This is a genomic window from Rhizobium rhododendri (assembly GCF_007000325.2).
Classification (GTDB): Bacteria; Pseudomonadota; Alphaproteobacteria; order Rhizobiales; family Rhizobiaceae; genus Rhizobium; species Rhizobium rhododendri.
In genome coordinates this window covers 1,471,495-1,491,909 of the sequence record NZ_CP117268.1, presented here as the reverse complement: position 1 = coordinate 1,491,909, position 20,415 = coordinate 1,471,495, and the positions used below count along the sequence as shown (strand labels likewise).

The 20,415-nt window shown below is 62.1% G+C and carries 20 protein-coding genes and 1 riboswitch; of the genes, 5 read left to right on the top strand and 15 right to left on the bottom strand.

Annotated elements, in window-relative coordinates:
* Position 1: 1 nt before the first annotated feature.
* The 10 genes from PR018_RS24695 to PR018_RS24650 form a co-directional block, all read right to left on the bottom strand.
* Positions 2-652 carry an urea amidolyase associated protein UAAP2 gene (locus PR018_RS24695; protein WP_142831363.1) on the bottom strand — a complete coding sequence of 217 codons (651 nt, stop codon included), beginning with the start codon at positions 650-652 and terminating at the stop codon, positions 2-4.
* Between the two features lie 12 nt (positions 653-664).
* The gene (locus PR018_RS24690) at positions 665-1,483 is read right to left on the bottom strand and encodes an urea amidolyase associated protein UAAP1 (RefSeq protein WP_142831364.1); all 819 of its coding nucleotides are present in this window, start codon (positions 1,481-1,483) and stop codon (positions 665-667) included.
* A gap of 2 nt (positions 1,484-1,485) precedes the next feature.
* Positions 1,486-2,313, bottom strand: a complete 828-nt coding sequence (locus PR018_RS24685; RefSeq protein ID WP_142831365.1) for an ABC transporter ATP-binding protein — start codon at positions 2,311-2,313, stop codon at positions 1,486-1,488.
* Positions 2,310-3,128, bottom strand: a complete 819-nt coding sequence (locus PR018_RS24680) for an ABC transporter permease (RefSeq protein ID WP_142831366.1) — start codon at positions 3,126-3,128, stop codon at positions 2,310-2,312. The genes PR018_RS24685 and PR018_RS24680 overlap by 4 nt, the downstream gene beginning before the upstream one ends.
* 62 nt (positions 3,129-3,190) lie before the next feature.
* Complete coding sequence (locus PR018_RS24675; protein ID WP_142831367.1) at positions 3,191-4,264, bottom strand: putative urea ABC transporter substrate-binding protein; 1,074 nt, start codon at positions 4,262-4,264, stop codon at positions 3,191-3,193.
* A 73-nt stretch (positions 4,265-4,337) separates the two neighbouring features.
* Positions 4,338-4,447, bottom strand: a riboswitch (guanidine-I (ykkC/yxkD leader).
* Positions 4,448-4,578: 131 nt separating this feature from the next.
* Positions 4,579-5,565 carry a CobW family GTP-binding protein gene (locus tag PR018_RS24670; protein ID WP_142831368.1) on the bottom strand — a complete coding sequence of 329 codons (987 nt, stop codon included), beginning with the start codon at positions 5,563-5,565 and terminating at the stop codon, positions 4,579-4,581.
* Entirely contained in the window at positions 5,558-5,890 is a 333-nt protein-coding gene (locus PR018_RS24665) for a hypothetical protein (RefSeq protein ID WP_142831369.1), read from the bottom strand. The genes PR018_RS24670 and PR018_RS24665 overlap by 8 nt, the downstream gene beginning before the upstream one ends.
* A gap of 15 nt (positions 5,891-5,905) precedes the next feature.
* Positions 5,906-6,787, bottom strand: a complete 882-nt coding sequence (locus PR018_RS24660) for a polysaccharide deacetylase family protein (protein WP_142831370.1) — start codon at positions 6,785-6,787, stop codon at positions 5,906-5,908.
* Positions 6,788-6,869: 82 nt separating this feature from the next.
* Entirely contained in the window at positions 6,870-7,592 is a 723-nt protein-coding gene (locus tag PR018_RS24655; RefSeq protein WP_111221423.1) for a response regulator transcription factor, read from the bottom strand.
* The gene (locus tag PR018_RS24650) at positions 7,589-8,842 is read right to left on the bottom strand and encodes a sensor histidine kinase (RefSeq protein ID WP_142831371.1); all 1,254 of its coding nucleotides are present in this window, start codon (positions 8,840-8,842) and stop codon (positions 7,589-7,591) included. The genes PR018_RS24655 and PR018_RS24650 overlap by 4 nt, the downstream gene beginning before the upstream one ends.
* A gap of 248 nt (positions 8,843-9,090) precedes the next feature.
* Here PR018_RS24650 and PR018_RS24645 point away from each other — a divergent pair, with 248 nt between their 5' ends.
* From PR018_RS24645 to PR018_RS24625, 5 genes are all read left to right on the top strand, one after another.
* Entirely contained in the window at positions 9,091-10,107 is a 1,017-nt protein-coding gene (locus PR018_RS24645) for an ABC transporter substrate-binding protein (protein ID WP_142831372.1), read from the top strand.
* Positions 10,108-10,179: 72 nt separating this feature from the next.
* Positions 10,180-11,646: an ATP-binding cassette domain-containing protein gene (locus tag PR018_RS24640; RefSeq protein ID WP_142831373.1), complete on the top strand. Its 1,467-nt coding sequence runs from the start codon at positions 10,180-10,182 to the stop codon at positions 11,644-11,646.
* Positions 11,643-12,590 carry an ABC transporter permease gene (locus PR018_RS24635; protein WP_142831374.1) on the top strand — a complete coding sequence of 316 codons (948 nt, stop codon included), beginning with the start codon at positions 11,643-11,645 and terminating at the stop codon, positions 12,588-12,590. Before PR018_RS24640 ends, PR018_RS24635 begins: the two co-directional genes overlap by 4 nt.
* Positions 12,587-13,537: an ABC transporter permease gene (locus tag PR018_RS24630; protein ID WP_142831375.1), complete on the top strand. Its 951-nt coding sequence runs from the start codon at positions 12,587-12,589 to the stop codon at positions 13,535-13,537. Before PR018_RS24635 ends, PR018_RS24630 begins: the two co-directional genes overlap by 4 nt.
* 15 nt (positions 13,538-13,552) lie before the next feature.
* Positions 13,553-14,467: an SMP-30/gluconolactonase/LRE family protein gene (locus PR018_RS24625; RefSeq protein WP_142831376.1), complete on the top strand. Its 915-nt coding sequence runs from the start codon at positions 13,553-13,555 to the stop codon at positions 14,465-14,467.
* A gap of 17 nt (positions 14,468-14,484) precedes the next feature.
* Here PR018_RS24625 and guaD read toward each other — a convergent pair whose 3' ends face one another.
* The 5 genes from guaD to PR018_RS24600 form a co-directional block, all read right to left on the bottom strand.
* The gene (gene guaD / locus PR018_RS24620; protein WP_142831377.1) at positions 14,485-15,855 is read right to left on the bottom strand and encodes a guanine deaminase; all 1,371 of its coding nucleotides are present in this window, start codon (positions 15,853-15,855) and stop codon (positions 14,485-14,487) included.
* 10 nt (positions 15,856-15,865) lie between these two features.
* Positions 15,866-16,717 (bottom strand): aromatic ring-hydroxylating oxygenase subunit alpha, encoded by an 852-nt coding sequence (locus PR018_RS24615; protein WP_142831378.1) that lies wholly within the window; start codon positions 16,715-16,717, stop codon positions 15,866-15,868.
* A gap of 109 nt (positions 16,718-16,826) precedes the next feature.
* Positions 16,827-17,762, bottom strand: a complete 936-nt coding sequence (locus tag PR018_RS24610; protein ID WP_142831379.1) for an ABC transporter permease — start codon at positions 17,760-17,762, stop codon at positions 16,827-16,829.
* Positions 17,763-17,773: 11 nt separating this feature from the next.
* Positions 17,774-18,817, bottom strand: coding sequence for an ABC transporter permease (locus PR018_RS24605; RefSeq protein ID WP_142831380.1), 1,044 nt, complete (start codon positions 18,815-18,817; stop codon positions 17,774-17,776).
* A 1-nt stretch (position 18,818) separates the two neighbouring features.
* Complete coding sequence (locus PR018_RS24600; RefSeq protein WP_142831381.1) at positions 18,819-20,393, bottom strand: ABC transporter ATP-binding protein; 1,575 nt, start codon at positions 20,391-20,393, stop codon at positions 18,819-18,821.
* Positions 20,394-20,415 lie beyond the last annotated feature (22 nt).

Sequence of the window (20,415 nt, the reverse complement as noted above, 5' to 3'; positions counted from 1 at the left end):
GTCAGACCTCGGGATCCCAGACGAGGACACGGATGGGCGTCGGGTCGAAGCCGTTGCAGGGATTGTTGACCTGAGGGCAGTTTGAGATGACGCAAAGGACGTCCATCTCGGCCACTAGCTCGACATAATCCCCTGGCGCCGAAATGCCGTCGACGATGGTCATCTTGCCATCGGGCGATATCGGCACGTTCATGAAGAAGTTGATGTTCGGGACGATGTCGCGCTTGTCCATGCCATGCTTCGTCACCTCCAGAATGAAGTTGTCGCGGCAGGCGTGGAGGTATTTGGTGCCGTGACCGAAGCGGACCGTATTGCTTTCGCAGGAACACGCACCGGCGGACGTATCGTGACGACCACAGCTGTCAGCCGTCATCGTCAGCATCACGTTGCCTTCGCTGGAAACGATCCGGGTTCCGACGCTGACATAGGCGGCACCCTGGGTGCGCATCGTATCCTGGTTGGAATAGCGCTCAGAAAAATCATCGGCACGATAGAACAGGGTGTCGATGGCCTGCTGCCCGTAGCTGTCCTCGATGCGAATTGTCTGTCCCTTGCGCACGATGCCCGACCAGGGTGCCTCGGCGGGGATGCGATGATCGGCGACGGCGTTGTCGATCGTGCGGGCGATGGAGGTCTGGATAAAGTCTGTCATGGTCGCGCTCCCTCAAGCCTGCATCATGGCGTTGTTCTCGAAGCCACGGATGGCCTCGGCAGTTGCCGTTCTTGCCAGATCCTCACCGGTCGGTGCGGGGGCGCGAAACCGGGTGATGGTCACGGGTGTGGGCGCATAGGTGGGGTTTGGGTCGAGCGGATGGGGGCAGTTGGAAAAGCCGACGAGAAGGTCCATTTCCGCCCGCAACTCGGCATAGTCGCCGCTGTTTGGAAGCTTCTTCTGCCAATGGACCCCCCCGTCCTCGTCGAGGCTGACCGGTGCGAACAGGTTCAGCATGCCGGGAATGTCGCGGCGCTGGAGGCCGAGCTTGCCAGCCAGCAGAACGAGGTTGTCTCTGGTGTTGCGTGTCTTGACGCCCGAATATTTCATCGCATTCGAGGCGGCGTTCGAGCCGCCCATCAGGCAATCATGGGTACCGGCGCTATCTTCGGTGATCGAAAACATCACACGGCCCATGTCGGAAAACAGCACGCGGCCTTTGCTAAGCGCCGTCGTCCACTGGATTTTGGCTGTGTCGACAAGGTTCAGGCGCTCGCTGGTGTCGGCAGCATTCCAGGCAACGAGGGCGACTGTCGACGTGCCCTCCTTCTGGTCGATCCTCAGCCCCTCACCACGCTTGAGCAACGTGGACCAGTACCATCCGCCCGGAATGACCTCCTGATGGATGATCGTGTTAGCGGGAATTTCCGGGGCCGGCACCGGGCTTGGCGCCGGCAGGGTCTTTGGCGCAAAGTCGAGGCCGCGGCGCTGGTGCTCTTCGTAGCGCGCCCGGTCTGCTGCTATCTCGTCAGTCGTGCGATGGATGTGCATGGCTATTTCTCCTCTGTCTCACGGATTGCCAGGTCGTCCTGGCGAGGGCCCAGAGAGGGAACCGGGCCGTCCCGGTCAGGGCTGGACGCTATCGATGATCCGGCGCGCCGCGGCGGCCAGATCGAGATGTCGTTGGTGATCGTCGCGCCGTAGCGGATTTTCTCCTCCGGCCGATCGCGCGGCCGCTCGAAGGCAATGACTCGCGTGGCGAGCGTGAAGGCCTCCCGCATGTCGTGGGTCACCATGACGACGGTCATCTGCGTCTCATGCCAGAGGCGCTTCATCAGCGTGTGGATTTCCGCGCGGATGCCGGGATCGAGCGCGCCGAAGGGCTCGTCGAGAAGCAGCACCTTCGGTGTCATGATCAGCGCCTGCGCAAGGGCGAGGCGTTGCTGCATGCCGCCGGACAGCTGGGCTGGATATTTGGTTTCCGATGTGGAAAGCCCGACTTCCGCGATCAGCGCCCGTGCCTCCTCTATCGCCCGCCGGCGCGAGGCGCCCCTGAGCTTTGCCGTGAGCGGCGAGGCGGTCATTTCCTTGCCGAGGAGCACGTTTCCGAGCACGGTTAGATGCGGGAAGACCGAATAGCGCTGGAAGACGACGCCGCGATCGCGTCCGGGTTCAGACGGCAGCGGCGTTCCATCCAGCAAGATGCGTCCGCGCGTCGGCTGCTCCTGTCCGAGCAGCATGCGCAGGAACGTGCTCTTGCCGCAGCCGGACGGGCCGACAAGGGCCACGAAGGCGCGCGGCTCGACCGTCAGCGAGACGTTCTCCAGGACGATCTGATCGCCGTATTCTTTCCAGACGTTTTCGATGACCAGTGCGCTCATCCCTGTTTCTCCAGTGCGGACCAGGGAAAGACGGCGATGCGGATCTGATCGAGCAGGACATTGGCGATGACGGCCAAAAGCGTGATCCAGACGACATAGGGAAAGATCACGTCCATCGAGAGATAACGGCGCACCAGAAATATCCGGTAGCCGAGCCCGGCATCGGACGAAATCGCCTCGGCAGCGATGAGGAACAGCCAGGCCGGGCCGAGCTGCAGCCTGATGCTGATGATCAGGCGTGGCAGGATCTGCGGCAGCACGACGCGCAGGGCGATCTGCCAGGACGAGCCCCCAAGCGTCTCCGCCTTGACGATCTGCTCGCGGGGCAGCTCGAGCGCATGGAGGGCGAGGTCACGGATCATCGTCGGCGCGATCCCGATCACGATGAGGGCAATCTTCGACGTTTCGCCAAGCCCCAGCACAATAAACAGGATCGGAAGCAGCGCCAATGGCGGCACCATGGAGATGACGGCGACGAAGGGCGAAAGCAATGCGCGGAGATAAGGCAGCATGCCGATCGCCATGCCGATTGCTAGCTCAATCGCCGTCGCAATCCCCAGGCCGGCCAGAAGACGCTCAAGGCTTGCGGCGGTATCGCCCCAGAAGAGATAGTCGCCGGTGCGCGTATCCGGCAGAAAGGCGATCCGGTTTATCGCATCGGCAAATTGCGTAAGGCCGGGCAAGAGCTTGTCATTGGCATTCTCGGCGAGCCGCGCAACCGACCCTACGGTATAGGCGACCGCAAGCAGGGCGAATGGCAGCAGTGTCAATGCCAGCCGGGCACCCGGGCTGGGCTTGGTGTTGATCCATCGCAAGGCGTTGGCTCCGCATTTCGAGTGGACGGGAGCGGCACGGGCGCGCCGCTCCTGCATGGCGGTCAGAGCGCGCCGTCGGCCGCGGCCTTCATGTAGGTTTCGGTGAAGCGGAGCTTGACGTTGCCCTTGTCGCCGAGCACCTTGCCGTCCGGCATTTCAATGCCGATAACATCGGCGGATGCCGCACCGCTGCCCAGCAGGCCCTTGGTGAAGAGGAAGTTGCGGACGAGATCCATGGTCTTCGGCAGGGTGGCCGAAGCCGTAAAGGTCACCGCGTCGGAAGGCTTGGAAAAGAGCTTGGTGGCGGAAAGTTGCGATTCGAAGCCCTTGAGATCGGTGCCGGACGCTGTTCCCATCGCGAGACGGGCTGCCTTTCCTTCGTCGCTTTCGGCCGTCATCAAGGCTGCCGTTTCGTACCAGATGCCAGCAAGAGCCTTGCCGAAATTCGGGTTTTCCTTCAGCACGGTGGAGTTGGCGACCATGAGATCCATGATCTCGCCCGGGATCTGCGAGCTGTCGAAAACCTTCTTGGCCGTCGGGTCTTCGAGAATGGTCGAGACCAGTGGGTTCCAGGTGACAACTGCCGAGACGTCGGCTGTCTTGTAGGCGGCAACCATATCGGCGTCGGAGGTGTTGACGACCTTGATGTCCGCTTCCGTCAGGTTGAGGCTCTGCAATGCGCGAGCCAGCAGATATTCGGAGACCGAGTACTGGACGAGATTGACGGGCTGCCCCTTGATGTCGGCGAGCTTGTCCTTGCCTTTGAGGATAACCGCGTCATTGCCGTTGGAGAAGTCGCCGACGATGACAGCCGTAGTGTCCACGCCGCCGGCGGCCGGGATCGACAGGCCGTCCATATTGGTGAGGGTGACCGCATCGAAGGCGCCTGCGGTGTACTGGTTCATCGATTCGACATAGTCGTTGAACTGCGTGACATCGATCTTGATGCGGTATTTGTCGGCCCATTTCTTGACAATGCCGTGATCTGCCGCATAGCCCCACGGCATCCAGCCGACATAGATCGACCAGGCGACCTTGAATTCTGTTTTCGGAGCGGCAGCCGCACCCTGTGCAAGGCCGATGGCCAGAGAGGCAGCCAAGGCCGCGACGGAAAATGCTTTCGAAATGCTCTGCATGACAATTCCCCTTTTGCTGTAACTCAAAAAGGGATTGGCACAGACTCACGCAGCCAATCCCTTGGCTAACGAGGTCTCCCGGGCTTTTCTCCCGCCGTGCACCCGGCGGGATTTCTCTCCCGACCGGTGGTAGCTCTCGGACCAGCACGCCATGAAAGCGCCGGAACCCTAGCCACCAACTCTGAAATAAGACAAGCAAACTCCGTGCCAGTTCTCTGGAGTTGAAATCTCAGGGTTATTTGGATCAGCACTCAAAACTGCACACAGTTTCGGTGGCAGATGACGATTATATGGGCAGGCGAGACGATCAGGCGTCAGCCGAGTGCATTGAAAGCTTGGAAGGATCGAACGATCAGAGAAGGGTCGATGCCGTCGACGATGAAGACAACGGCCGAATGACGGTCCTGCGAGGGCCAGGCCTGCATATGTGTTGGCGGATGCACGAGATACTGGACGCCGTGGATGGCGACGGGCCGGGGCTCGCCGGCGACATTGAGGATTCCTTTTACCCGGAGGATCCTGTCCCCATGGCGATTGAGCAGCATCGTCAGCCATATGCCGAAGGCGGTCCAATCGACTGCGGTCTCTGCCTTAAGAACGAAGGATTGGATCTTTCCCGTGTGGATCGAACCATCGCCGACCAGCGGCTCGTCGCAGCGGAACAGGCTCATCTCTCCGCTGGCATCATCGACCAGCAGACGTCGTAGATCGAGATCGTCACCAGCGCCGCGCAGGATCGTCGCATCCGGATTGAGCGCGCGGATGGCCGCAACCGCACTGTCTTCCTGTGACAGTGATGAAAGGTCGGTCTTGGTGAGCACGATACGGTCGGCAACCGACACTTGGCGCGCGAATTCCGCACGGCTGCGCTGCACAATCGCGTTAACGGCATCGACCGTTGCGATGGTGGTCGCTGCCTTGAAGTGATGGCGCAGAACCGGGTCGGCCTTCAGAGTCGACAATACGGGAAAGGGATCGGCAAGGCCGGTGCTTTCGATGACGACGCGGTCGAAGGCGGGCACGAGGCCCTCGTCTCGCTTGGCGTGGAGGTCGCGCAGTGCCTCGGCCAGTTCGCCGCGCACGGTGCAGCAGAGACAGCCCGATTGCAGCAGCACCATGGTCTCGTCGATCCGCTCGAGCAGGTGATGATCAAGGCCGATTTCGCCGAATTCGTTGATCAAAACGGCGGTGTTGGCCATGGCCGGATCCCCCAGCATACGGCGAAGCAGTGTGGTCTTGCCCGAGCCCAGAAAGCCGGTCAGGAGATTGACCGGCGTGAAGGCGGGGTAATCATCAGCCATTCGCCTCCGCCTCCAGCCTGTCGAGCAACGGTAGCGCCAGCGGATCGAGCGGCCTGCCCGCCAGCGTCTCGGCTGCCGGCCACAAATGGCCGAGATCCTCGATGATCTCGGTTTTGCCGGTCCGGGTGGACAGCAGAAACGATGTGCCCTGCCAGTCCGAGAGGGAAAGGCCGAAGGCCGCCAGCACGCGGTTGGCGATGCGCACGCGCGCCGCCCTTTCCCGCCGCCGATCGATGCGCTCGGTGTTGCGCGTGTAGACGCCGGGACGGGCAATGGCATCGGCCCAATGCTCGTTGCCCCCGAGAATGCCGCAAAGCGAGCACATCGATCTGTCCGCCTTCTAGGATTTGCGCGGAAAGCGGGCCGCGAAATCGTCGGCGATCTCGTTCATGGTGACGAATTTGACGCCGGGGTGCTTGCTCATATGGGCAAACAGGCGCTCCAGCATCATCAGCACCTGAGGGCGCCCGGCGACATCGGGGTGAATGGTGATCGGAAAGACCGCATAGTCCATCTCGCGGTAGACCCAGTCGAACTGGTCGCGCCACATTTGCTCGATGTCGTGCGGGTTGACGAAGCCGTGGCTGTTGGGCGACTTCTTGATGAACATCATCGGCGGCAGGTCGTCGAGATACCAGGAGGCGGGGATCTCGATGAGGTCGGTTTCCTGGCCGCGCTTCAATGGTACCATCCACTCCGACGGCTTCTTCGAGTAATCGATCTTCGTCCAGCTGTCGCCGACGCGGACGCGATAGGGTGTAAAGTCGTTGTGCATCAGGGAGTGGTCATACTTGATACCGCGCTCCAGCAGCAATTCGTTGGTGACGTTGGAGAATTCCCACCATGGTGCGACATAGCCGGTCGGTCGCTTGCCGGAGAGCTTGGTAACGAGATCGATGCAGTGGTCGAGCACCTCGACCTCCTGCTCGCGCGTCATGGCGATCGGATTTTCATGGGTGTAGCCGTGGATGCCGATCTCGTGGCCGGCATCCGCGACGGCCTTCATCTGCTCTGGAAAGGTTTCGATGGAATGGCCGGGAATGAACCAGGTCGTCTTGATGCCGAACCGGTCGAACAGCTTCACAAGCCGTGGGCTGCCAACTTCACCGGCGAAAAGCCCGCGCGAAATATCGTCCGGCGAATCCTCGCCCCCGTAGGAGCCGAGCCAGCCGGCGACCGCATCGACATCGATGCCGAAGCTGCAGAAAATTTCCTTTGCCATTTTATAACTCCTTGTCTTCAGACTTTTACGGCGCGAGGCCATCGGGAATTGCCAGTCGCTCAGATGTTCACTCCGGCGCGGCTCACAGGGAGGCAAGCCATTCGGAGAGTTCCGTCTCTGCGCGCTCCAGGGCACTGTAGTTCAACAATTTGCGCAACATTGCGACGGTCACCGCCCTGGCCCTCAGATTGAAGCGACCGTCCTCATGATCCTCGGCGGAATTTTGGTAAACCTCAAGCTTTTCGTAGAGTTGCTGCAGCCTGTTCTGGACGCTGCGCAGCGATAGGTTTCGCCGGCGGGCGATCGTGCGGTCGGTCAGCCCCAAAGCTATGTCCACCAGGATCTCGTATTCCGTATCGCTGAACCCCTTTGCTTGGCCGAGGCTCTTCTGCTGCATGCCGCGAACCTCGCGGTCGATGACGCATTGCGCCTCGATGAAGATGCTGCGCAACGCCAGCCTCAGACGTTCGTCGGAGGCCGACTTGAGAACGTAGCCATAGGCGGCTCCATCCGGCACGATACGCGATACGCCGCGCACATAGGCCTCGTCGGAATAGTTCGACCAAAAGAGGATGCGCGTGTCCGGTCGCTCGTTCCAGATCGTTCGCGCGGCTTCGATGCCGTTGCGGTTGTTCATTTGCAAATCCATGACGACATGGGCGGATTTGTTTTCCCGCGCCAGCTTCTCGCCCTCCTTGCCGTTCTGCGCCTCCAGGATTGTTTCGCATTCCGGCAGGGAGGCGCCGATTGCCTCGTGGAGATAGGAGCGATGCAGGGGATCGTCCTCGACAATCAGAACTTTCATGCGTGCAGCCTCGATTTGCCGTCACGAGGGGACGGCTGTTCTGCGATGGGCAGGTGGATGGACACGACGGAGCCGCGGGCTTGGCGCCCGTCGCCGACGGAAAATCCAGCGGAAATCAGCTGCGCGCGCGTCTGCATATTGTCGATGCCGGCGCCACGGCGGCGGCCCGGCCTGTCGATACCGATGCCGTCATCGCGTACCTCGATGGAAATGCCGTCCGCCCGGCCCGTCAGCGTTACGGTGATGTGGTCGGCCTGCGCGTGACGCACAGCATTGTTGATGGCTTCCTGCACGATCCTGAACAGCGCTATGCTAACCGTCGGCTCCAGTCTGTCGATTACCCCGCCGGTGTTGTCGACGAGCTTTTGGGCTATTGACAACCCGCTATCCCGGATCGAACGATCCAGCTCGTTTTCGACTGCCTGCGCAAAACCGAACAGCTGCAGCACGGAGGGCTTGGCCTCCTCGATGATCTGGCGAAGGTCCTGCATGCAATGCTGCAGACTGCGGGCCAGCGGCTCCAGCGCCTCGCCGGAGATCTTCTGCTCGTGGGTCAACCTCTCCAGGCGCCGCGACAGTCGGGTCAGGTCCGCCAATGTCTGGTCGTGAAGATCCATGCCGATCCGCTGGCGCTCCAGTTCCAGCGCCTCGGTCAACTTGAGCGCGCCGAGCCGCAGGCCCTCTTCGCGGGCTCGCGCTTCCGCCTCGACGATCGCCCATTGCTGGGCCTGCTCGGCGGCGCGCAAGGCGAAGAAATAGGGCGACAGCAGGTCTGCGATCGACCGCGCATTGGCCACGTCGTCGAGGCCATAAAGTGCAACGGCGTGCGCCGAGCAGCTGAGCGCGCCGATCACGTCACCTTCGACCTTGAGCGGAACATGCAGGCGGCTGCGCAGGGCTTGGTCGAAGATTGGGCGCACGAAGGCACCGTCGAAGTTGAAGCGCGGATCGACGCAGGCATCGTCGGTCAGGAGGTAGCCGACCTCGCCCCAGAGAAGGCTGCGGATGGGGCTTCCCGACACCAGCGCCGGCGGGTTGTTGCCCCATGCGGTTTCAATGCCGGTCTCGTAGGCGGTGTGATACTTGCCGCCATGCATGATGATGCAGACGTCCAGATGATCGTGGGGAATGATATGGGAGATCTCCGCTGCCACCGCGCGAATGGCAGAGCGGAACTCCAGCTGTCCCGCCAGCACGCGGGAAATTCCGAGATAATGGTCGAGAAGCGCCGAGGGCGCCAACTTGAGCATGGTTCCTCCTCCAGCCGTTCCCTCCCAGGTCGCGGCTCAGTCCGTTCTGCCCAGTAAGCGCCAGGTGGTGGCACCCCGTCCTGCAGGATCCCGCAGCAATTACAGGAATTGCCGCAAATGCAATGCCGCATTGTTACTATACAACCCCGCCAATCTATAACATCCTGATGGGGTCGAGAGGAGGAACTCGACGTTTGACACAAACTATCCGCCCGGGAGGGGATTTCGGGTCAACAGGGAGAGAGACAATGAATTTCAGAAATCTGCTTCTGACGTCGGTGACGCTTGCCTGCGTGGCGCTGCCCGCAGCTGCCATGGCCGACACGTCCGCCAAGAAGATTGCGCTGTCCAACAACTACGCCGGAAACTCGTGGCGCCAGGCCATGCTGACCAGCTGGGAAAAGGTCACCGGCGAAGCCGTCAAGTCCGGCGTCGTCGCTGCCGCAGACCCATTCACCACGTCTGAAAACCAGGCGACCGAGCAGGCAGCCCAGATCCAGAACATGATCCTTCAGGGTTACAACGCCATCGTCATCGATGCGGCGTCGCCGACGGCGCTGAATGGCGCCATCAAAGAGGCCTGCGATGCCGGCATCGTCGTCGTCTCGTTCGACGGCATCGTGACCGAACCCTGTGCCTGGCGCATCGCCGTCGACTTCAAGGGCATGGGCGAAAGCCAGGTCGACTACCTCGCCAAGAAGATCCCCGCCGGTGGTAACCTGCTTGAGATCCGCGGCCTCGCCGGCGTCTCCGTCGACGATGAAATCTCCGCCGGTATCCATGCGGGCGTCGCCAAATTTCCGCAGTTCAAGATCGTCGGCTCCGTTCACGGTGACTGGGCGCAGGATGTTGCGCAGAAGGCCGTTGCCGGCATCCTGCCGAGCCTGCCGGAAGTGGCAGCCGTCGTGACCCAGGGTGGCGACGGTTATGGCGCGGCCCAGGCCTTCGAGGCGGCAAAACGTCCCATCCCGACCATCGTCATGGGCAATCGCCAGGATGAACTCCTCTGGTGGAAGAAGCAGAAGGACGCCACCAAGTACGAAACCATGTCGGTGTCCATCGCTCCCGGCGTTTCGACGCTGGCCTTCTGGGTCGCGCAACAGATCCTCGACGGAAAGACCGTGAAGAAGGACCTGGTGGTGCCGTTCCTGACAATCAACCAGGACAATCTCGAGGCCAACCTTGCGACCACCCCCTCGGGGGGTGTCGCCAATGTCGAGTACTCGCTGGCCGATACGCAGAAAGTCATCGCTGACAGCAAGTAAAACCCATCCTCCCACCGCCTTGCGCCGCCCGATTGGCCTCGGGCGGTCGGTCCTTCAGAGGGAGATCCAGTCATGGACGTGAAAACGCACGGCCCGGCCGTCGTTGAGGTGAGCGACGCCAAGGTGCATTTCGGCGCAGTCAAGGCGCTGGACGGCGTAACCATCCGTATTGCCGCCGGCGAATGCGTCGGCCTCGTCGGTCACAACGGCGCGGGGAAATCGACAATCGTCAACATCATCAACGGCGGGCTGACACTGCATTCCGGTAGCGTCAGTTGCGGTGGCGAGAAGATCGAGCGCTACGGTATCGCTGCCGCGCGAAGCCACGGCGTGCGATGCGTTTTCCAGGAATTGTCGCTTTGTCCCAACCTGACCGTCATCGAGAACACCCGCGTCATGCATCGCGGCTTGACCGGCTGGGGTTGGCGCAGGCGTGCCGCCGCCATCATCGGCCAGTCTCTGGATGCGATTTTCCCAGGCCATGGCATCAAGCCGGAAGCCACCATCGGCGACCTCTCGATTGCCGAACGGCAGATGGTCGAGATCGCCACGGCATTCTCCACTATCTCCACTCCGGTCAAGCTGGTGATCCTCGATGAGCCCACCTCGTCACTGGACGCAAGCCTTGCGGCGCAATTGCTCGCCTATGTGCGTGTCTTCGTGAAAAACGGCGGGTCGATCATCCTGATCTCCCATATCCTCGGTGAAATCCTGTCGGCAACCGACCGGGTCATCGTCATGAAGGACGGCAAGGTCGTCGCCGAGAAACCGTCCGCTGCATTCGATCATCACAGCCTGGTGGCCGTCATGGGCAGTGTCGTCAAGGCACGCGACGCCGCGCCGGCGCGCGCCCGGGCACACCAAGCCCCGCCTCTGCTGTCAGCTCCCCCACGCAAAGGCAAGGGATTGCCGTTCAGCGCGTTCCCGGGCGAACTCGTCGGACTGGCAGGGCTCGGGGGCCATGGACAGACGGATATCCTCCTCGAGCTTTATCTGGCGCGCACCGGCAACTGGATGCGGCGGCGCGATGCCGAGGTGACCTTCGTTGCCGGCGACCGCGCTCTCAACGGTGTCTTTCCGCTATGGAGCATTCTGAAGAACCTCACCATTGCCAATCTCAACGACCTGTCTCCGGGCGGAATGCTGCGAGACGCTAAGGAAGAGACGCTCGGCATGTCGTGGAAGGAAAGGATCGAGATCCGCACCAAGGACATGGACAATCGCATTCTGTCGCTCTCAGGCGGCAACCAGCAGAAGGTGCTTTTCGCCCGCGCGCTGGCAACGACTGCGCCCGTCGTGCTCATGGACGATCCGATGCGCGGTGTCGATGTCGGCACCAAGCAGGAAGTCTACGCCATCATCAGGGCTGAAGCGGCCAAGGGACGGACCTTCGTGTGGTATTCGACGGAGATGGAAGAGGTCAGTCTTTGCGACCGCGTTTTCGTTTTTAACGAAGGCGTCATCGTCCGCGAACTCGTCGGCCCCGAAGTGACCGAGGAAAACATTCTGTCAGCGTCCTTCACGGGAGTGGCGGCATGAAGCTTCGCCTGTCTTCGGATACCATCCGCCTCGTCATTCCCGCCCTGTCGCTGACAATCCTGCTCATTTCAGTCTTCTATCTGCAGCCACGTGCGATGAGCTACATCGGCCTGAACCTGCTGTTCAATCTGGCGGTTCCGATTGCACTCGCGACAATCGCCCAGATGCTGGTCATGACCGTCAACGATCTCGATCTCTCCATGGGCTCGTTCGTCAGCTTCATCGCCTGCGTCACGGCGACCTTCCTGCAATCCGATCCGGCACTGGGCATCGCCATTCTGCTGGCCGCCGTCGCTGTCTATGCCGGTCTCGGCGTGCTCATCCACATCCGCGACCTGCCATCCATCGTCGTCACGCTCGGCATGAGCTTCGTCTGGAGCGGACTGGCCATCCTGCTGCTGCCGGCACCGGGAGGGCATGCGCCGGACTGGGCGAGGGCGGTTATGACGTCAAAGCCGCCGCTGGTGCCGATGGCCATCGTCGCCAGCGTCATCATCGCGCTGTTCTCGCATTTCCTCATTATGCGCTCCTCGTTCGGCGTCATCCTGCGCGGCGTCGGCGGCAACGCACGTTCTGTCGAGCGCGCCGGCTGGTCGATCCTAGCGGCAAGGGCAGCGACCTATGCGCTGGCCGCCTTTTTCGCCATTCTGGCCGGAATTGCCCTTGTCGGCCTGACGACGTCGGCCGATGCCAACATTGCGTTGCGCTACACGCTGTTGTCGATTGCCGGTGTCATTCTCGGCGGCGGCGAGTTCGTCGGCGGCCGCGTTTCGCCCATCGGTGCAGTCATCGGCGCGCTGACCTTGACACTTGCGGGCTCGTTCCTGTCGTTCCTGCGCATTTCGTCGGATTGGCAGATCGGCGCGCAGGGGGCGATCCTTATCGTCGTGCTCGGGCTGCGACTGCTGCTCAACCGCATGGAAAAAAGGGAGAAGCGCGCATGACAATCCTCACCTCGCTCATGCGCAAGCCATGGATCTGGTCCTTCGTCGCTGCCTTCGTCGTCTGGTTCGTCACCATCCTGTTTACCGGCGGCGCCAGCACATTGGGTCTCAGCCAGGCAGCGCTGACCTTCGCCGCGTTCTCGATCGTGGTCGGCGTCGGTCAGATGTTCGTCATCACCCTCGGCCCGGGCAATATCGATCTGTGCGTGCCCGCAACGATGACGCTGTCGGGCACAGTCGCGCTGAAATTCATGGCGGGCGAAAACGCGCTGATCGCCATGGGCCTGCTGGTGGCTGTCGCCGTCGGCCTAGCAGTGGGGCTCGGCAATTACGCGCTGATCAAGCTCCTAAGGATCCCGCCAATCATCGCCACCCTGTCAATGAGCTTCATCGTGCAGTCGACCGCCATCTGGACGAACCGCGGCCTGCGGATCAAACCGCCGGAGGCGCTGGCAAGCTTTTCGACAGGAACGACGCTGGGCCTGCCGAACGTCGCGCTCCTGGCGCTCGTTCTATCGCTCCTCGCTTATGTGCTGCTGCAAAGAACCGTCTATGGGCGCTGGGCCGCCGCAATCGGCCAGAGCATCAATGCTGCGCGCATGGCCGGCATACCGGTCGATGGCGTCCGGCTGACAACCTACGTGCTCTGTGCCGTGCTCGCCGCCGTCTGCGGCTATCTGCTGGCGAGCTTCTCCGGCGGTGCCGCGCTCAACATGGGCCAGGAATATCTTTTGATGTCGATTGCCGTCGTCGTCATCGGCGGCACGGCGGTTGCCGGTGGGGACAGCAATGTCGCCGGCATATGGGGCGCGTCGCTGTTCATGTTCCTCGTCGTCTCCATGCTCAACACCTACGGCTTTGGCGCGGGCATCCGCCTCGTCATGACCGGTCTCATCATCATCGGCGTCATCGTCGTCGCCGGTGGACGCAGTCTTCGAAATCACTGAACGCGGAATATCCTCATGACCGACGCATCCCCATTCGAAGTTCACGACCCACGCTTTACGGCGCTGTTTGTCGGCAGTGCCCGGCTGGAAGAGCTCTACAGTGGTTGCCGCTGGGCGGAAGGCCCGGTCTGGTTCGACGATGCGCAACATCTTCTGTGGAGCGATATTCCGAACCAGAAGATGATGCGCTGGGTGCCGGATGGCGGCGTCTCGGTTTTCCGTCACGCTTCGAACTTCAGCAACGGAAATACGCGCGACCGAGAGGGCCGGCTGATCTCCTGCGAGCACGGCACACGCCGCGTCACTCGCACGGAGGTGGATGGCAGCATCACTGTTCTTGCCCACAGCTTCGAAGGCAGACGCCTGAACTCCCCCAACGATGTGATCGTCCGCTCGGACGGGACGATCTGGTTCACCGACCCGACCTACGGGATCCTGTCGGACTACGAGGGCTACAAGTCCGATCCAGAGCAGGGCCAGCGCAACGTCTTTCGGCTGGATCCCGAAACCGGCGATCTCACCGCTGTGGTCAGCGACTTCCTGCAGCCAAATGGGCTCGCCTTTTCGCCGGATGAGACAAAGCTCTACATTGCCGATAGCGGGGCCAGCCACGAGCCGTCAGCGCCACGCCACATCCGGGTCTTCGACGTCGTCGACGGCCGCAGCCTTGCGAACCCGAAGGTGTTCTGCCACATCGATGCAGGCATACCGGATGGCATCCGGTTCGATAACCAGGGCAACCTTTGGTCGAGTGCTGCGGACGGTGTGCATTGCTTCTCGCCAGAGGGTGTCTTGTTCGGCAAGATCAAGGTGCCGCAAACCGTTGCCAACCTCACCTTCGGCGGACCACGCCGCAACCGCCTCTTCATAACAGCGACGACCTCTGTCTACGCCGTCTATCTCACGACAAACGGCGCGCAGCGCCCGTAGGGCGAGCCGCTGGCTGATCACCCAGCGGTCAGCCTGTCCAACCCGTCGACCCACACGGCCGAGACGTTTGCCCGTGAGGCCGTGTAGATGATCTTCTGGAGGATCTGCTCACCGTGGTCGAACTCGTCCCAAAGGCGCACCGTCCCGCCTTCGGCCTCGACATCGATGACGACGGCGTCGAATTTGTAGCCGGGCGTGAACTGGCCGATGGGCAGGTCGAGGGCCACCCCACCCCCTGTGGTCGCGATGTAGAATGCATCGCGAAAATCGATCTGTGCGGGACCGAAGGTCGATCGGACACCCGCAGCCAGTGTCGGATCCACACCGCTCTGCAACATGCGCGAGGCAAGGACGGCGCCTCGGCAATTTTCAAGCATCGACGCGCTCGGACCGCCGGAAATATCGGTGCCCAAGCCAACATGAACGCCTTTTTCGAGCGCTGCCAGGAGTGGGAAGACGGCGTTGGCGAAATAGGCGTTGGACAGAGGGCAATGGGCGATGGCGGCCTTGCGGACGCGGATTGTTTCGATGTCGTCGGCCGTCAGGAAATTGGCATGGGCGAGAACCGTCTTGCGCCCGAGCAGTCCGAACCGGTCGAGCATGTCGGTGTCGGTAGACCCGTAGCGGTCGAGCACGTAGCCATGCGCCCAGTCGCTCTCCGAACAATGGGTCTGGACATGGCAACCGCATTCACTGGCGATGGCACCGAGCCCCTCGAGCGTCGCATCCGTGCAGGACGGAATGAAGCGTGGCGTCACCACCGGCAGAACGCGATCGGCGCCATTGTCCGGATGGCTGCGGATATGGTCCACCAGCGCCCGCGTGCCCTCCAAAGCCGCCTCGGTCGATGCGTCGCGATAATAGTCCGGGCACTCGTCGGCATTGTCCATTGCGACTTTGCCGATCAATGCCCGCTGGCCTTTCTCGAGGCAGAGATCCACCAGCAGGCGCGTCGCCTCCTGGTGGACTGTCGCGAAATAGAGGGCGGTGGTCGTGCCGTTCGCCAGCAGGTCGTCGACCAGCAGTCCGTAGCTACGCCTTGCAAAGGCCAGGTTCTGGTAGCGGGCCTCGAGCGGGAAGGTATAGGTCTGCAACCAGACCTCGAGCGGCACGTCGAGCGCGCTTCCCAGTTGCGGGTATTGCGGCGCATGTACGTGCAGGTCGACGAAGCCCGGCAGGAGGTAGGCGGTGCGGGAAAGGGTGACGAGCCGCCCGTCGGTCTCGCGGACCCGGCGAATTTCGTCATAACTGGGTTCGCCTGGCCGGACTATGGCTTCGATCCGGCCGTCACCGTCGATGTCGATCAAGACGTCCTGCAGGATATCGATGGTGCCGCGTTCCGGCGTGTGAAAGCCGCTGGCGCTCAGTGTCCGGTTGCAAAGATCCATGGGGTATCCGCTACGCTGCCATCGCGGAAGTGCCGTAGGTGATGCCCTTCTCCTTCAGCCAGCGACGATAGGCGATGGAGCTGGCATCGGCCCGCGTCGGGATCTCCGAGCGCGCCTCCATCGGCAACAGCACCGGGCGCTGGTTTTCGAGAATGATGCGGTCCTGCAGGAAGATCAGCTGCTGGAAATGCACCAGCTCGGTGGTCGTCGAGACATCGTCGATCAGGAACATGACGGGATGGGCGCGGCAGCGGCCGGGATCGAGCGGCTGGACAAACAGGCATATGACATCCCATCGGTTGGCCGCGTTCGGGCATGTCTTGTAGAGCAGCGTCGCAAACGGGGTCATGACGCGGTAGATATAGTCGGTCATGATGCCGCCAGTAGCGGATAGGGCGGCCTGCGGCTGGAAGAATTGGCAGTTCGTTGCCCAGACCTCGTCGACATCCCGGCGGATCTCGGCATTGTAGTGCATGACTTCGGTGTGGGGCTCGGCGCCCAGAATGTCGGTGTGCACGAACGGAAAATGCGCCATGTCGAGAAAGTTCTCGACAATCCGTAGCCCGGATGCGCGAACCATCACGGAACCGCAGTTGACGACACGACGGTCTTCCTCGTCAGCCTCCGGCAGCGCAAAGAGGCCGCCGGCCGGTTGCCCCAACGTCGTCCAGACAAGGCCGAAGCGTTTGATGATCTGAAGAGCACCCTCTTCTGCCGTAACCGCGATTGAACCGTCCGTCTCTCTCGTTACCACAAGATCGCTGCCAAGCAGGCGGCTCGACGATGACCCGAAGGGAATCTCCGTCTCCGTATCGAGCGGATACCATTGATCAAGGGCTGCCTGGTCCGAACATCTGCTCATGGAGCGCTCCCGTTTCTCGATCGACTGCCTGCCGCCTCATCTTGATGATCTCCGTGCCATTGGTCCATCGCTAAATCGACAAATACCCGCGTGGCGCATGCCTCCTGCATCAGCGCACATCCCTGTAATAGGGCACGCCGATAGCCGCCGGTGCCGCCATGATCCGGCGCATCCGCTGCCAGGTGAGCACCGGCACGATGATGAAGGCCATGGTGCCGAGATAGGGCAGCATCGACAGAAAGGCCGGCGCAATCGGCCAGCCACGCGCCTGGCCGACGAAGCCGAGTGCCGTGATGAAGCCGAACAGGAGCCCGGACAGGACGGCTGGGATCGGCCGGTAGCCGGCAAAGATTACCAGTGCGACGGCAATCCAGCCGCGACCGGCGACGACGCCATCTGACCACGAGGGCACGAAGGTCAGCGTCAGATAGGCACCGGAACCGGCCGCCAGTGCAGAGCCGGCCGTCACGTAGACGAAGCGGATGAGATTGACGGAAATGCCCGCAGCATCTGCCGCAGCCGGATTTTCGCCGACAGCCCGCATGTTGAGGCCGTGGCGGGTCCGGAACATAAGGTAGCTGAGCCCGACCGGCAGGATGATATAGATGAGATAGACGAGGATGTTCTGCGAAAAGAAGGCCTTCCCGAAGATCGGGATGCTACTGAGAAGCGGTACCTCGATACCGGCAAACACCGCACGGGCGGGCATGCCGGAATAGGCGCGGCCGATCGTGGAGGCGAGACCATTGCCCATCAGTGTCAAGGCAAGGCCGCAGAGCACCTGATTTGCCCTGAGGATCACAGTGGCAAACGCGAACATCATGCCGAAGACAGCGCCGACGCCGAGCGCCGCGAGAAAACCGACCGTTGGCGACGGGAATGACGCGACGGTGGCAATTGCCGTCAGCGCCCCCATGGCCATCAGGCCTTCGACACCGAGATTGACGACGCCGACGCGTTCCGCCAGCACCTCGCCGAGGGCGGCTAGCGCCAGCACGCCGCCGGCAAGAAACGCCGTGGTGAAAAGCCCGGTCAGAAGGTCCATGCTCTGTCTCCTCAAGCCTTGTCGCGGGCGATGCGGTAATGGGCGAGTTCGTCGCCGATCGCGGTCAGAAACAGGATCAATCCGGTGATTGCCAGCACGGTCGACGTCGTCAGCCCCTGCGTCTGCAGGATGATTCCGGAATTGAGGATGAAGGCCATCAGCGCTGCGGAAAAAATGACGCCGATGGCCGAACTGCGGGCGAGAACCGCGACCATGATACCGAGATAGCCGTAATTGTTGGAGATGCCGCCTTGCAGGCGATGAACCGTGCCAGCGATCTCCAACATGCCGGCGAGACCGGCGATGGCACCGGAGAGCAGCATGACGGTAATCAGGTGCCTGCGGACCGGCATGCCCGCATAGCGCGCCGCCGATGGGTTCGAGCCGACGAGGCGCACTTCATAGCCCCAGCGCGAGAACGCCAGCAAGGCCGCGACGGCCAGCGCGACGATCACGGCAATCGGCAGGCCCCAGTGGACTGAGCCCCAGAAGTCCGGGATTTCAGCGGAAAGTCGTTTGGTGGCGGAATTCGCCATCTTGTCGCGCCAGGCGTTCGTCGAGACATAGTAGACGAGCAGGATCGCGACGAAATTGAGCAGTAGCGTCGTGATCAGCTCGTTGACACCGGCATAGGCGCGCGCAAGCGTCGGCACGAGGATCCAGGCGGCGCCGCCGACAAGTCCGGCGACGAACATCATCGGCAGGATGATGACCGGCGGTCCTGGCACGAAGAGACCGACAGCGGCGGCACCGAAGGCCCCCGCGTAGAACTGGCCTTCCGCCCCGATATTCCAGGCGCCGATCTGCTGAGCGACAGCGACCGACAGCCCGGTGAGGATCAGGGGAATGAGCAGCAGCGCCAGATCCTCCAATCCAAAACTCGATCCGAAGCTGGCGCTCAGCACCTGCAGGCCGAGATTGAGAGGATCGGCCCCGGTGAGCGACAGGACGATACCGGCAAAGACGAGGGCAATGACAATGGCTGCGGCGCGCGCCGCAAGGGCTATGACGGGCGACGCGGACGGCAGACGCTGAAGGCGAAGTGATGCAGCCATCTCAGGCGGCCTCGTGGGTTGGTGCGCGGCCGCCCATGAGCAGGCCGATCTCGTCGAGGTCGGCGTTGTCGGTATCGACGATGCCCATGATCCGGCCTTCATAGAGAACGGCGATCCGGTCTGAGACGTTCAACAGTTCCTCAAGTTCTTCGGAAATGAGGATGATACCGGCGCCGGCGTCGCGCAGCTCGACGATATAGCGCAGCATCGTGTTGATGGCGCCGACGTCGAGGCCGCGGCTGGGATAGGCGGCCACTAGCACGCGGTGGGCGATCCGCATTTCGCGACGCGCCACCAGCCGCTGCTGGTTGCCGCCCGACAGGTTGCGGACCGGCATGGCGAAATCCGGAATGGCCACCTCGGCAGCGGCGGCAATTTCCTTGGCCAGCGCCGCTGCCGAGGCCAGGCGGTAGATGCCTCCTGCCGAGATCCGCGGTGTCTTGTATTCGCGCATGACAGCATTGACGGTGATGCTCAGCGCCGGCGCCAGGCCGCTGTGCAGTCGGTCTTCCGGAATGTGGCCGATGCCACTATCTGCAAAAAATGCCGCATTGCCATTCTCCACCGTGCTGCCATCGATCAGGATGCGGCCTGCGCTGAGCGGGCGAATGCCTGTCAGCACCTGGCTAAACTCGCGCTGCCCATTGCCAGCGACGCCCGCAATGCCGACGATCTCGCCGGCCCGGACGTCGAGCGAGACATCGAACAATGCCTGATTGCCGTTGTCGCCCGAAGCCGAGACGTGCTCAAGGCTGAGCGCCGGTGTCGCCGACATGGCAGCCGCGGTCGGCGAGCGCTGGCGCATGTCGGCAAGCACGATATCGCGACCGACCATGAGCTTTGCAAGCATGCGCGGATTGCACTCGGCCGCCTCGACCGTCGCCATCTTGCGGCCGCCGCGCAGGATGCTGATGCGATCGGAGATTTCCAGCACCTCGTCGAGCTTATGGCTGATGAAGATGACGGCATTGCCGCTGGCGACGAAGTTGCGCAAGGCCTTGAAGAGCTCGCGGGCTTCGGCAGGAGTCAGCACTGCCGTCGGCTCGTCGAGGATCAGCACGCGCGCCTGGCGGGCAAGCACGCGCAGGATTTCGACGCGCTGCTGCTCACCCGTCGACAGGTCGCTCACCCGCGCGCCCGGTCGGGTCTGGAGATTGAATTTTTCGGCAAGCGCCTCAGTCCGGGCTTCCAGAACAGGCGCCGAGGCACGGCGGGGTGTCTCAGACCAGCCGAGATGGATGTTTTCGGCAACAGTGAACGCCTGCACGAGCTTGAAATGCTGATGCACCATGCCGATGCCCGCAGCGATGGCCTGCAGCGGGGTGGCGAACTGCTTGGCGTAGCCGTCGATAATAATTTCGCCCGCGTCTGGCTGGTAGATACCGGTCAGGATGTTCATCAGGGTCGACTTGCCGGCGCCGTTTTCGCCCAAGAGGGCGTGGATCTCACCGGGCATGACATCGAGGTCGACATTCTCGTTGGCGACGACGCCTGGAAAATACTTGGCGATACCCTTCAGCTGGACCAAAGGCGGCGCACCGGCAGGAGCTTTGAAACGGATCGCGTTTTCAGTCATCAATTATGCACCGGAAGGGAAG